Origin of the sequence: Methanosarcina siciliae T4/M (genome assembly GCF_000970085.1) — an archaeon.
Taxonomy (GTDB): Archaea; Halobacteriota; Methanosarcinia; order Methanosarcinales; family Methanosarcinaceae; genus Methanosarcina; species Methanosarcina siciliae.
In genome coordinates this window covers 892,786-906,790 of sequence record NZ_CP009506.1, presented here as the reverse complement: position 1 = coordinate 906,790, position 14,005 = coordinate 892,786, and the positions used below count along the sequence as shown (strand labels likewise).

The window sequence follows — 14,005 nt, the reverse complement described above, 5'->3', positions numbered from 1 at the left end:
CTGAAGGTAAAAAAACGGCTGGATTCACCATAAAACCACCAAAAAACAGAAATGGCGGATTTAAGACGAATTTGTCTTCTCCGCCTCTCCCATATAAAAGCCGTAAAGTAAAACTGTAAGATCTTTTTTTGAAAAGGGTTTTTGCCTTTGAAATTACACCCGGCTCTCAGGGGTTGCGAGAAAGCAGAAGGAAAGCTGGCTATAGAAATGTTAGAAACAGGAACAAAAGCGTTAAAGACGGGACTGAAGCAGGCGAGAGGAGATCGGAAATAAAAGGTGAAGAGCAATAGAAATTGAAGAGGAGGAATGTAATGTATCTGGGACTGGGCATTGATACCGGCGGGACATATACCGATGCCGCTGTTATGGATATGTCAAACGGGACCGTGATCGAGTCGAATAAAGCGCTTACAACTTATCCTGACCTTATACGGGGGATAAAGAACTCAATTGAGGGACTGGGTCCCGATTACCTGAAAAGGATAAAATTCGTTTCCGTTTCTACAACCCTTGCTACCAATACCACTCTTGAGGGTAAAGGCTATCCAGCAGGATTGATCCTTATAGGGCACACCATCCCGAAAAAACTTGCCAGCCATTATGTAATCTCAATAGGAGGAGGGCACGATTCCGACGGGAACGAAGTTGCTCCTCTTGAAGACCTGGAAACCGTAAAAGAATTTGTCAGGCAGGTAAAGAACAAAGTGGCTGCTTTTGCCGTTTCCGGCTACTTCGGAGTCCGGAACCCGGAACATGAACTTAGAGTCAAGGAAGTAATTCAGGAAATAACGGACATTCCTGTTGTCTGCGGGCACGAGCTTTCCCTGAGCCTGGGAGCTTACGAAAGGGCAGTGACCGCTCTCCTGAACGCCGAACTGATCCCGGTAAGCAAGCAGTTTATCAAATCCGTCCAGGCGGTAATGGAAGAAAAAGAAATCAAAGCGACCCTGATGATGATGAAGTGTGACGGGTCCCTGGTCCGCATTGAAGAAGCCCTGCAAAAACCCGTAGAATCGATCTTTTCCGGACCCGCAGCAAGCCTTGTAGGAGCTGCCCACCTCACAGGCCTGGATACCTGTGCAACCGTAGACGTCGGAGGCACCAGCACCGACATTGCCATGATTACCGGAGGCATCCCCGAGATCAGCGATTCCGGAGCAAGAGTCGGAGGCTGGAAAACAATGGTAAAAGCGATCCGGATGGAAACCTCAGCCCTTGGAGGGGACAGCCTGGTCTGGATCAGAAGAAAACCATTTCTTGGTCCTTCAAGGGTGATTCCCCTCTGTCTTGCCGCCTCGGAGTTCCCGGAGATTCTGCAGAAACTGGAGAAAAAAGACACCCCTAACGAGCGCATAATGGATGAGATCATACAACCGACCTCTTTTTTCGTAAGGAACGGGATCAATTCCCCCGAACTTCTAAGCGGGGAGCTCGAAGAAGACGAGAGGACGATTATCGAACACCTCGGGGCAGAGCCCCTTTCAATATCCGAGATTTCGGAAAGGACAGGAAAACACCCGCTCTTGTTTGCAGGAATTCTTAAAAACCTAATCCTTAAAAGGCACGTAAGCCAGATAGGATTTACTCCAACCGATGCCCTGCACGTGCTTGGAGAATATGCAAGATGGGACGGAAGGGCTTCTTTTATAGGAGCAAAAATGCTTGGAAAAACCCTCAAACAGGAAGCTGAGGAGTTTTCAGCCCGGATAAAGGCTGAAGTCGTGGAAAAACTTACTCTTGAACTTGTTTCCTTCTTTGCGGAAGACCTGAAAAAGGAGGACATCGAAAAACTTCTGGCAAAAGAAAAGGTCATGAAATTCCGCATTAAGGTCCCTGTAGTCCTGGTAGGGGCTCCTGTAAGAGCATACCTGAAGGAACTGAATGGGGCTGTGGATGCAGACATAAGGATCCCCGCTTTCCATGAGGTGGGAAACGCTGTCGGAGCCCTTGCAGGAAAAATAGTCCACAGGACAGAGATCCTTATCCGCCCTTCGGCAGCAGGAAATGCAGAGTACTCGGTCTTCTCCAGGCTTGGAAAAGATGTCTTTGAGGACTACGGAGAAGCCCTGGACTACGGGCTCAAGCTCAGCCACAGGCTGATTTCGGAGTACATGGACGGATACGGGCTTGATATGGACAATGTGAAATTTGATCTTAAACAGAACGATGTGGGAAGCAGGGGAAAAGCCCCACTGGAAACCCGCCTGGTCGGAGTCGGCGTAGGAACTACCGGAAAGCTGGCATAAGACAGGATATAAAAACAGAATACGAAGCAGTACCTAAAAAAGGCAGAATTCAGCAGGTCATAGCAGCAAATGAGGAGAGGACATGGCAAGCGAACTGAAAACACCGGGAAGCACGAGCCCTGAAAGCCAGGACGGAATGGCAAAACTGGCGCGGACTATAAGGGATAAGATCCTAATTGACGAGCCGGTAAAGGAAGAGAAGCTGATCGACCAGCTTGAAAGGGCAGCGATAGAAATTGACGAGCTACTGGGCTCATCCCTCGGCCCGAGAGGGATGAACAAGATAATAGTAAACCCGGTGGGAGATATTTTCGTTACGAGCGACGGGAAAGTCATCTTAAAGGAAATGGATGTGCTTCACCCGATCGTGACCTCTCTCAAAAAGCTTGCTGAATCAATGGACAAAGCCTGCGGAGACGGCACAAAAACGGCAGTCATTTTTGCAAGCAACCTGATTAAAAACGCAGTCAGATTGATCAGGGCAGGAGTGCACCCGACAATTATTATTGAAGGGTATGAACTTGCCATGCAAAAAACGTATGAAATGCTGCAGTACAGCATAAAGCAGGCATCGGAAGAGGATATCCGCACGACCATAATGTGTTCGGCAACAGGGAAGGGGATTGAAGGGCACCAGGCACAGATTGTTACGGATATTGTCCTGAAAGTGATAAGCCACCTTTCCGAAAAACAGGCAGGAAGGCTAGACCTTAACAGGAACGTCAAGATCCTGAAAAAGAAGGGAGGGCCGGAAATCACTGCAATCGAAGGCCTGATCATGGACGAAAACCCGGCAAGAGAGGATATGCCAAAAAGCTACCAGAACCCGGCGGTCCTGATCACGAATTACGACCTCAAGATAAAAAGCGGATACTTAAACCCCCAGCACAACCTCAAAATGGATTCCGTGCAGACTGCGCTCCTTTTTGAAGAGAGGAAAAAGCAGATGTGCGGGGAAATTTCCCGGAAGATAATTGATTCGGGAGCAAATGTCCTCTTTTCCGAAGGAGATATTGATCCCTATATCGAAACCCTGCTCAGGGACAGCAATATTCTGGCTTTTAAGAAACTGAAGATGAAAGACCTGGAAAAGCTTGCGGAAGCCACAGGTACGACCCTGATGGCACAGCCGGACGAGATTCACCCCTGCGACCTCGGAAAGGCAGACAGTATAAAACTTGAAAAGAAAAACGGGGAAAACTTCGTTTTCATTACCGTGAAAGACAAGGCTATCGCCACCATTCTGATAAGGGAGCCTGTGAAATACGGGCTTGACAAGGTGGAAGAGGCTGTTGATGATGCACTGAACAATGCGGCTTTCCTCCGGAAAAACAGGGAAATAGTGAACGGAGGAGGGGCAATTGAGTTTGAGCTTGCGCATATGGTCAGGCTCTTTGCGGCAACGCAGACCGGGAAGAGACAACTGGCGGTCCAGGCATATGCCGAGGCCCTCGAAAAAATTCCCGTGGTTCTTGCAAGAAATATGGGAATGAATGAAATTGATGCAACAGCACAGCTGAGGAATTCATATTCAAGAGGAGTTGAGGCAAGGATAGACCTCTCAAGAAAGATAACTGATAAGGGACCAAAAGTCTACGACTCGGCAACGGTAAAGAAACTCGCAATTATTGCAGGTACGGAAACGGCAAAAAAAGTACTCAGGATAGACGAGATAGTGCCTAAGAGATGAAACAGGCATGGAAGCAGAAATCCGAAAAGGAAACCGGAAAGGAAACCGGAAAGATTTAAAAATATCATGCTGATAACAGTGCCACTCCCTCTCCAAGGGCATTGTTGTCATATGCACCGAAAAGGAAGTTAGACCTGCAATACTCTTTTCCGGAAGGGCACGGATTTGTCATTTAAAAACGACTTGATACTCCAAACCTGAAGCACCTCGCAAAAAGAGTACCAAAGAGAAAAAACAGATAAAAGGTCCTTTTCAAACCCTTTTGCCATTTTCAGGGTTTAAAGGAAAGAATGTGAAACCTGAAGCATAGGACAGGTACGCCCCATTTACTGCTAACTCCAGGCAGGAAAGGGGGTAATATTCCTGCCCTTATCGATATGTAAGGCAGGCGATCAGCACTATAATATCAGCACTATAATAATACTGCTGGCAGATAATACTGCTGACAGTGCAGGCGATATTCCGGTAAGAATGCCCGGTTCTTACCTGAGATTCGATTTAAGCTTACACGATATTCAATTCTTAACTATATTCAATTCTTACCTGAAGGCATCAAAAAGAGGGCAGAGCCATGAAATGCATGATAATCGGAGGCTTCCTCGGAAGTGGAAAAACGACAACAATAAGAAAACTTGTCGAATACCTCGGAGCCCGAGGGCAGCGAACGGCAATCATCGTCAATGAAATAGGAGAAGTAGGGATCGATGGGGAAACTATCTCGGGAGAGGGGGTAGAAACCAGAGAAATTACAAGCGGGTGCATTTGCTGTACTCTCAGGATCAGTATGGAATATACCCTGAGGAACCTTATGCTCACCTATAGTCCGGATACTATTATAATAGAGCCCACAGGGATAGCCTTCCCAAGACAGATTAAAAGCAATATCGAAAGCATGGGTATTCCGGAGATTAGTTTTACTCCGATCGTAAATCTTGTAGACCCCTCCCTCCTGAGTCCGGATGCAGAAGACCTGCAGAATTTTGTTCGAAACCAGATCGAGGATGCCGAGATCCTGGGCATAAACAAAGTAGACCTCATAGGGCAGGAAAAACTTCTGGAGACCTGCCTGCTCCTCCGAAAATTGAACCCGAGAGCAAGGATTATTCATTTTTCAGCCAGGCAGGGAGGAGAACCCCTGGAAAAATTTTTCGGGCTGATCGGGGTAAGCAACCAGGATAAAACTGCCCGTGGAATGAGAAATTCAGTAAAAGCAAAGAACTCAATTGAAGCAAGAAACTCCGTTGAAATTTCCGGGGTTTCAGCTTACTCAACCGAACTTGAGATTACTTCGCAGGAAATATCTCTTGAAACGGCAGTCTCTGTTTCGGGGCAAATCCTGGACAGCATAAGAAAGAGAGTAACACAGCTTAACCCCGAATTCACAGGGCATATCAAACTTTCCTTTGCGCACAAAGATGATTTTGTAAAAGGTAGTGTGACTTCAGCACATGAAAAACCCGAAATTGAAATCCTCAAAAAAGAAAAGAATTCCTGCTCAAGGCTAAAGATACTCTCTGCGGTGACATCCGTGCCCAGAGAAGAACTTATCAGAACTGTGGACACAACGGCAAGTGGGCAGCTGAAAGACAGACAGCTTTCATATATAAAGGTGGAAAAAAGCAATCACGACTACAGCCAGACTCCGATTAGCTCCCTTAAACAGGAGAACTTCTGAAGGAAGAGAGTGTTTCCGATTCCGGAAAGCCGTAACCTGACATACAAAAAGTCATGTGGTATCCTGTACTGATTTAGGGATATAGTTCAGGCCTGCTGGGGAAAAAGCCTGAAGACTTTATTTTTGGGCACCTAGAAATGATATCAACCTCTGGAAAATATAAACCTATTAACCGCGTCCAGCCAGTAAATGAATAAAGAGGAGATAAACAGTTAAAATATCGGCCATTAAAATACCGCATATGTGGATTAATTTATATAATGAGTTCGCAGATATTTTAAATGAAAAATATAAAAGTGATGCTGTTTGTATTACTTCTCAGAAGAAAAAAGCTACAGAAGCTTGCCGTAGCGCTTAACGTTATAAAAAGAGAACTTTAATGGCAGATTTTAATGGCAGATCCAGATTTAAGAGACCGTTTCCTGAACACGTTGCATGGAAAAGCCGTGGATAAGATCCCTGTCCTTTCGGTAACCCAGACCGGGACCGTCGAACTAATGAGAAAAAGCGGAGCGGCCTGGCCAGATGCTCATTTTGATGCGGAAAAAATGGCGGACCTTGCCCTTTCAGCCCATACCTGTGCAGGCCTTGAAGCCGTGCGCTACCCCTTCTGCCTCACGGTCCTATCCGAAGCTCTGGGCTGCAAGGTCAACCCGGGCAGATAGGATATTCAGCCTTCTCCGGGCTCTAACCCTTTTGCAAAGGAACCGGAAAAAATGGAACTGCCTTCGGACTTTGCGGAGCGGGGAAGAATTCCCCTTATTGCAGACGTAACCTCGATCCTTAGGGAAAAAACAGGAGAAGAAGTCCCTCTCATAGCAGGTATGGAAGGCCCTGCATCTCTTGCATCAAGGCTGCTCGGGACTTATAACTTCCTTACATGGATGATCAGAAGACCCGAAACTTTAAGCCAGTGCCTTAAAGTCACAGGAACCACCTGCTCGGCGTACGCAGAAATCCTCTCCGAAGCCGGGGCGGATGCTGTCTGCATTGTGGATGGGATAGCTGGTCCGGACATGCTTGACCCCAGACATCTGAACGCCCTCATAAGGCCGGAGTATGAAAGCTTCTGCAGGTCAGGAAAAGGCATAAAACTCATACACGTCTGCGGGAACTCGACTTCGATCCTTAAAACCCTTTCAGGGTGCGGTTTTCAGGGGATCAGCATCGAAGAAAAAGTAACTGACCTGCAAGCTGCAAAAAAACTTGTCGGAAGCAAAACAAAACTGATCGGAAACCTTTCCTCTTCAGGAATTATGCTCAACGGGACCTGCGAGGAGATAAAAATGGAAGCGCAGAAGTGCCTGGAAGACGGTATTGATATACTCGCTCCCGGATGCGGAATTGCCCCGAAGACCCCGATCAAAAATATAAGAGCGCTGGTTGAAGCGAGAGATGAATATTATCTGACCGGAAAAATCAGAGTTCGGACCCACCATAATTGCGCCTCACCATAATTGCGCCACCCGAATTGCGCCACCCGAATTGCGCCTCGGGAGTACGCGGTCCTTTTCGCTACGCTACGCTTCGCTCAAGAGGACTACTTGATGGATTTTATCAATGAGTTGAACTCAAGAGGGTTAACTGATAGTTCTAGCCCCATACAACCTTATTCGTTATACGAAGCCTTTCTTGTCACACCAGGCTGGCAAATAGCTATTTCAGCTCTAATCTAGCCCTTTTTTCAATCCAGATAAGTCCCTTGCAAGCAGGTACTACTCTTTTTTCCAGCCTTCTCCGGCCCAAACCAGTCATTTACTCCGAATTCCAAGCCTTTGCAAGCCCGAACATCTGCCCTATAAACTGCCACCCAATCCTTAAAAGCCAGTTTAACTTCAGTATATAAACCAAACCCCAGTTCACAAAACTAGCTCAAACTAAAACTTTAAAAGACAATAGAACATGAAACGTAAAAAAGTATTAGGAACACATAATAAAGTTAATAAGACAGTTCAACTTTATTCAGGTTTTAAGAAAAGTTCCCATCGCTCTTCTACCACGCCTTTTTTCCATGTATTATTTTCGGCTTGTTCTACAGGAATAAATCCAAAGCTACTGTATAAATGATGTGAAATCTTCAAACTCTGTATTGTCCATAAGAACATCGACTGAACTTTTTTTGCTTACAGTAGTCGACTGCTCTGGCCATCAGCTGTCTGCCCAAACCTATTCCGCGAAATTCTGGCTCTATTAAAAACCACCTGAGCTGTGCCGTACTTTTGTCCGTACCGACAATTCCTATAGAACCAACAATCTGGCCATTATACTCTGCGACCCAGATTTCCCCCGCAGACCGGTGCTCAATATATTTTGCTAAGCTATCTAACACGTAATGCTCAAAACTTCCGCCAAGTCCATATTCTTTTTCGTAAAGGACACAATGTCTATAAGCTATATACCCAGCATCACCTGGTTTTTGCGTGCGTATCGTAACGTCTTTGTCCTTCTGACTATCCATAATATTTCTAACTCAACCATGCGATTAATAAATATTTCTGACCCGGGCAACCTTATAGCTGTTTTAATTTTTTTCTTGTCGTTCTCAACTACATGAAATTGATGCAGATAAACTGGAACATTTGCGATTAAAAAAGCTTGTCTTTAACACCGTAGATAATGAAAAAACAAAAAGAGGAATAGAGAAATGGGAATTGAAAAAGGCAAAATAGAGAAAAAAAATTCTCATATCCAGTTGATTATGCCGGTTGTGGAAATAAAAAAATGAACAATGAACAATGAACTTCTGGGAGGAGAAGGCCGAATAGAGCTGTTTTCCCTCTTTCTTATTTTGAATCAAAGTTCAGGACAAAAAAGTCAATGATTTATGTTAAAATAGGCAATGTGGGAACCGTTAGTCAAGGAGCTAAGAATAATTAGCCAAAGATTTTTATCTGTAGAGTTAAAATAATCAATTAGTTCAATCAGATACAATTAGTTCAATCAATAATTTCAGGAAATATCAAAATTTCCGCAGCATATGTTCCGGATAAACTTTTAAAACTCCAGTTGTTCTGACACTTCAAAAAGGTCCGAAACCTGATCTTATTGCATAATACAATTCGAAATGCAGACAGACTCTTCCGCTCAGACCAACCGGCAACCCTATGAAAATACAGGAGGTTATGAAAAATACCAGGTACTAGCAGCACTTGTTTTTCTTTACACGGTTTTATGCCTGAATTTTTCCTCAAAACTGGAAGCTCAGGTATGCCCTTCAGCAAAAATTTAGACGAGTATAGAGATATCTTTACTTAAGGGCTCATTTCAAATTTTCAATCCAAACCGTGTTTTTCATTCAGCATTTTTCCGGATTTTTGGATGCTGTTATCTTCGATTCGATCACCGGAAACTTCCAGAGCAAATATTTTAAAACCGACTGATCCTGAAATCTCAAAAATCCTTGAGAATCAAAGTTGCGCTGGTGCACCCCGCTGCAAACAACGGGATATGTTCGCGCCACCGCTCAAAATTCAAAACTTCTGAAAAATCGGAGAATTCCGTAAATTCTGGAGAAGAAACAGATGAAAGTGAAAATGTTACAGGCATCGATACCTGAAAAAGTGCCCTTCCAGGGTTCGGATTCATCTATTCGACATCAGTCTTCATTATATTTACGGTAGTTCACCCGAAATCGAGCAAAATGAGAAGAAAATAAATGAACTTTAATGGAAAGATTTACCATGAAACTAACAAGGAAAAAGTTAACAGTCACAGTGAAAAAGTTTACAGGACACTTACTGGGAAGCTTCGCAGTTCTCCTGCACAGGCTCAGCCTTGGAGTAAGTTCGGCTGCATGTGGAGATCTGGCTATGGAATTTGTACGAACAATTTCGATTAATTGTATGAAAATTTCAATCATTGGAATCGGGAAGGCTAAAATATGAATCTGAATGTAAAAATAAAATTTATTCCGGTTATTTTGCTTTTTCTGTCCATTTTATTACTTTCCTCAACAACCATGGCTTCCAACAATACCGATACCTGGAACCAGTTCCATAAAGACGTTGCACACACCGGTTTCTCCCCGGGTGAAGCTCCTGATACTGGAAAACTGCTCTGGGTAAGTGACCCTATCTGGGCAATTCCCAGCTCTTCGCCTGTTATTGCTGAGGGGAAAGTCTTTGTCAAGTGCGGAGTAGACCAAGTCAACTCGATGTCAACAACTCCCGAGGAATTGAGGATAGTGACCATTGATGAATATACGGGAAATATAATTTCTTCCGATGAAATAGGTCCGGTTACACCCTGTTGGTCTTCTCTTTGCTATGACAACGGAAAGATATGGTATGGACGGGCGGATGCTCTCAACGGTGGGCCAATGGTTGCAGATGGGAAAGTATTCGATAGTGATGGCGAATCTCACCATTATTACTGTACGGATGCCGAAACCGAAGAGGAACTCTGGAACTTTACAGTTACCGGTGTTGCCATTGGCACACCAGCTTATTACGAAGGAAAGGTTTACCTGACAAGCGGACCACTCTTTAGTTCTCCGGGTCACGTTTACTGCGTCAATGCGGAGAATGGGGACGAGCTCTGGAACCAGACGCTCCCTTATGAGGCAGGCGGGTCTCCTGCAGTTTCTGAGGGAGTTGTCTATGCAACCACTTACGACGGAAATCTTTACGCACTGGACGCCGAAGACGGTTCAATCCTCTGGAGTGAAACCGTTCCAAGCACCGATGTTTCTTCCACCCCGGCTATTGCTTACGGTAACGTCTACATATCAGGTGGATGCCCCGGAATTAGCACAATTGAAACCTACTGTTTCAACGCAACAACCCATGAAATGGTCTGGAATACCTCTGCCGAAGATAAGATAGGGGGCTGGACTGCGTCAGTTGCTGTTGCAGACGGCATGATCTTTGTAGGAAAATACGCCGAAGATGATTACTTCGGATACGCTGGCACATATGCTCTCGATGCTTATACAGGGGATGTAGTCTGGAGTTATCCCTCTGGGGGCGCTTCACCTGCAATTTCCGACGGGATACTCTTCACAATTGGAGCTGACGGAAGGGTCTATGCTTTTACCGACCCTGAAGAACTCTATTTTGAACCCCAGGAAGCTGTCTTTTCAGATATTGGCTCCGTAGAAAGTCTGAACCTTTATCTTGATCAAGCGCCTGCCGGGCTTGCGGGATACAAACTTAATCTTAGTATAAGCGATCCTTCAGTTGCCCGGATAACGGGAGTGGAGTTCCCTTCCTGGTCAGGCGTGAATAATAGTTCAAGTCTTCCGGCAGATTCGGTCCAGATCGGAGCTGTTGATCTGACAGAAAAGATAAATGCTGGGGACTCAGATGTCTTTTTAGGTACGGTAACCGTAGAATCCCTTGCTTCCGGGGAAGCAAATCTCACCGTATCCGTTGACCGGTTAGATGATGATTCCGAAAATACGATCTCTGTCACCGTCCGGGAAGCAAAACTGACTGTGGAGAACTCAGACAACCCGATTGTTTCGATTCTTCCGGCGGAATCTACTCTTTCTTCGGGCGAATCCCAGGTCTTCGAGATCAGGGCGGATAAATTCCCAGACGGTCTTTCTGGCTATGACTTTAACCTTACCCTCGAGAATCCGGCTGTTGGAAATTTCACGGATGTGGAGTATCCTTCCTGGGTTGGCCTTTCAGAAAACTCCAGTATGCCCAATACTTCGATAAAAGTAAAAGCGGTGGATACTACTGACGTTGTTAAGGCTGGTGATGAAAACGTTCTCCTGGCAAGTGCCACCTTTGTGGCCGAAACTCCGGGAGAAAGTGAAATATCTCTTACTTTCAACCGTCTGGATGACGATCCAGGCAGTAACATAAATGCCGTCACTGAAGCATCAAGTGTTAAAGTCCAGGGTTCTTCAACTCTGCCTGTCGCCAACTTCACTGCGACTCCCACTTCCGGAGATTCCCCCCTGACTGTCCAGTTCACTGATGAGTCTGCCGGCTCGCCTACTGCCTGGGCATGGGACTTTGATTCCGACGGAAACGTGGACTCCACAGAGCAGAACCCTGGCCATACTTATTCCGATGCAGGTAGCTATACCGTAAACCTAACAGTCACGAATGAAGATGGAAGCGATTCCGAGCTGAAGACTGACTACATCACTGTATCCGAATCATCTACGCCTGTAGAACCTGTTGCCGCTTTCACTGCGGATGTAACTAATGGCACTGTACCACTCACTGTCAACTTTACTGACAAGTCTACTGAATCGCCTACTTCATGGGCCTGGGACTTTGATAATGACGGTTCGATTGACAGTACTGAACAGAACCCCTCCTATACCTATACTTCAGCCGGTACTTACACTGTCAACCTCACGGTTGCCAATGCAGAGGGAAACGATTCAGAGGTGAAGACTGACTATATTACTGCATCCGAATCTTCTACACCTACAGAACCCGTTGCTGCTTTCAATGCTGACGTAACTAATGGCACTGTACCTCTCACTGTCAACTTCACGGACCAGTCTACAGGTACGCCTACTTCATGGGCCTGGGACTTTGATAATGACGGTTCGATTGACAGTACTGAACAGAACCCTAGCTACACTTACACTGCCGAAGGAAATTATACTGTCAACCTAACAGTATCCAGTGCAGCGGGAGGTGACTCGGAAGTAAAGGCCGAATATATCACGGTAACCGACTCGTCGACTACACCAGAGGACCGGCCTGATCTCATTGTTTCATCCATCATCCCGCCGTCCGGTATTACTGCAAATACCTCATGCAACATCGGCGCCACCATCAGCAACACGGGCGAAAGTGATGCCGGAGCCTTTAACGCGACCCTTTCCGTAAACGGCGAGGTTGTGGATACCAGCACCGTATCAGGGATTGGATCGGGTAGTAGCGCTAATGTTAATTTCTCATGGAAGCCAGTTGCTGCCGGGTATTACAGCGTTAAGGTAAGTGCAGATGCGGAGGATGCAATAGACGAATCGGACGAGACAAACAATGAGCTTGAGGATTGTATCAAGGTTGAGGAGGCTTCTTCTGGAAGCCAGAACGGTTCCTCAAGTGTGTCCCTGAATGTAACCATTGTCCCGGTGATTTCCCTTGAGGTCTCCCCTTCAGCCCTGGATTTCGGGGAACTGTACCCTGGAAAAACCAGTGAGCTCCAGTACCTAACTCTCAAAAACAGAGGAAGCTGCGACGTAAATGTTACAGCCGTAGTCTGCGACTCTTCTGATGGAGATTCGCTTTTCAGCCAGGGCTTGCTGCTGGACTCTCAGCTATGGAATAATTACTGGAAAGTAGTAGGAGGGGACAGTCAGGAAAACACTTCAGTGGTTCTAAAGGTCCCGGCTGATTATGCCGGTTCAGGGAACAAAAAAGGGACAATAACCTTCTGGGCGGAAGCAGCCGAATAAGGCTGTTATCCTCCTTTCTTTTTTCGAATTAAAGTTAAGGACAAAAAAGTCAAGGATTTATATTAAAAGAGGCAACAAGAGAATTGTTAGTCAACGGGCTAAGAAATCAAAGTTGCGCTGGCGCACCCCGCTGCAAGCTAGCGGGGTATTCGACTGAAATAAAAGGACTTTTTACAGGAAGGAAGAGCAACCTGACCGAGAACAGTTCAATTATTGTATAAATCAGACTACTGTGTACCAGGGATTTATGCAGGTGAACTGAAAGCCAGTGTCATAAAGTATTAACAATTTGTACCCACATAGATTTTTTATCCAACTTATTTTCTTTGTACACAATATCCATTAGTATTTTTTTACGTATGTGATAATTCCAATATTTTGATCTGTTGCTGCCCCTGCTGATATAACACCACCTTCAGGATCGATGAAAAACTCCTGAAAAGTCAAGCTGAAATGAAAGAATAGCAGATAAAAAAAATCTGGAATAGCATCTGAAAAATTTCCTTCATTCCTTCAGGATCCTGAAGGAGCGTGTTACCCATAAGGGTAAGAATAATTAGCCAAAGATTTTTAATTGTAGAAGCTACAAATTCGTAGAGGCTAAAATATCAATCTGTTTAATTGTATCTAATTAGTTAAATCAAATATTTCTGAAAAACCTGGAACATTTAGACAAAATTGTTCCATACATTACAAATTTGTATCCAGCTAAAATACGAAAATTCCTTAATAATTTGGTTGGTCTGACGCTTCAAAAAGGTCCGAAACCGGAATCGATAACCCCACCATACACCAAATATGGTCCGATTCTTTCGCCCAGAACAACCGCCAACCCCATAAAAACATAGGAGGATCTCAAAAAAGAAACTAAAAACACTTGTTTTTATACGCGGCTCTGCCTGAAATTCGTTTTAAACGAACTGAAAGCAAGGTATGTCCTTCATCAAAAATAGTGACAAGTATTGAAGCATTTTTGCTTCAACAAAGGGCGAATTTTAATTTGGGCCGTGCTTTTCATATTC

General features: G+C 45.1%; 7 protein-coding genes and 1 pseudogene. 7 read left to right on the top strand and 1 reads right to left on the bottom strand.

Features of this window, described 5'->3' with window-relative positions; translation table 11 throughout:
• Positions 1–311: 311 nt before the first annotated feature.
• The 4 genes and pseudogenes from MSSIT_RS04030 to mtaA all read left to right on the top strand — a co-directional run bounded on the left by MSSIT_RS04030 (position 312) and on the right by mtaA (position 7,068).
• Complete coding sequence (locus MSSIT_RS04030; RefSeq protein WP_048170226.1) at positions 312–2,246, top strand: hydantoinase/oxoprolinase family protein; 1,935 nt, start codon at positions 312–314, stop codon at positions 2,244–2,246.
• An 82-nt stretch (positions 2,247–2,328) separates the two neighbouring features.
• Entirely contained in the window at positions 2,329–3,936 is a 1,608-nt protein-coding gene (locus tag MSSIT_RS04025; protein WP_048170225.1) for a TCP-1/cpn60 chaperonin family protein, read from the top strand.
• Positions 3,937–4,507: 571 nt separating this feature from the next.
• Positions 4,508–5,611 carry a CobW family GTP-binding protein gene (locus MSSIT_RS04020; protein ID WP_048170224.1) on the top strand — a complete coding sequence of 368 codons (1,104 nt, stop codon included), beginning with the start codon at positions 4,508–4,510 and terminating at the stop codon, positions 5,609–5,611.
• Between the two features lie 392 nt (positions 5,612–6,003).
• A pseudogene (gene mtaA, locus MSSIT_RS04015) lies at positions 6,004–7,068 on the top strand (methylcobamide:CoM methyltransferase MtaA).
• A gap of 620 nt (positions 7,069–7,688) precedes the next feature.
• Here the strand turns inward: mtaA and MSSIT_RS04010 are convergent.
• On the bottom strand, positions 7,689–8,069 hold the full coding sequence (locus MSSIT_RS04010; protein WP_052721504.1) for a GNAT family N-acetyltransferase: 381 nt from the start codon (positions 8,067–8,069) through the stop codon (positions 7,689–7,691).
• Positions 8,070–9,011: 942 nt separating this feature from the next.
• Here MSSIT_RS04010 and MSSIT_RS22840 point away from each other — a divergent pair.
• The 3 genes from MSSIT_RS22840 to MSSIT_RS24515 all read left to right on the top strand — a co-directional run bounded on the left by MSSIT_RS22840 (position 9,012) and on the right by MSSIT_RS24515 (position 12,983).
• Positions 9,012–9,167, top strand: coding sequence for a hypothetical protein (locus tag MSSIT_RS22840; protein ID WP_156157258.1), 156 nt, complete (start codon positions 9,012–9,014; stop codon positions 9,165–9,167).
• Positions 9,168–9,276: 109 nt separating this feature from the next.
• Positions 9,277–9,495: a hypothetical protein gene (locus tag MSSIT_RS04005; RefSeq protein ID WP_048180089.1), complete on the top strand. Its 219-nt coding sequence runs from the start codon at positions 9,277–9,279 to the stop codon at positions 9,493–9,495.
• Positions 9,492–12,983 carry a PKD domain-containing protein gene (locus MSSIT_RS24515; protein WP_231590406.1) on the top strand — a complete coding sequence of 1,164 codons (3,492 nt, stop codon included), beginning with the start codon at positions 9,492–9,494 and terminating at the stop codon, positions 12,981–12,983. Before MSSIT_RS04005 ends, MSSIT_RS24515 begins: the two co-directional genes overlap by 4 nt.
• Positions 12,984–14,005 lie beyond the last annotated feature (1,022 nt).

What these genes read in the sequence shown, in the direction of transcription:
- MSSIT_RS04030 (WP_048170226.1), top strand. Translation starts at nt 312, where the DNA reads ATGTATCTGGGACTGGGCATTGATACCGGCGGGACATATACCGATGCC.
- MSSIT_RS04025 (WP_048170225.1), top strand. Translation starts at nt 2,329, where the DNA reads ATGGCAAGCGAACTGAAAACACCGGGAAGCACGAGCCCTGAAAGCCAG.
- MSSIT_RS04020 (WP_048170224.1), top strand. Translation starts at nt 4,508, where the DNA reads ATGAAATGCATGATAATCGGAGGCTTCCTCGGAAGTGGAAAAACGACA.
- MSSIT_RS04010 (WP_052721504.1), bottom strand. Translation starts at nt 8,069, where the DNA reads ATGGATAGTCAGAAGGACAAAGACGTTACGATACGCACGCAAAAACCA.
- MSSIT_RS04005 (WP_048180089.1), top strand. Translation starts at nt 9,277, where the DNA reads ATGGAAAGATTTACCATGAAACTAACAAGGAAAAAGTTAACAGTCACA.
- MSSIT_RS24515 (WP_231590406.1), top strand. Translation starts at nt 9,492, where the DNA reads ATGAATCTGAATGTAAAAATAAAATTTATTCCGGTTATTTTGCTTTTT.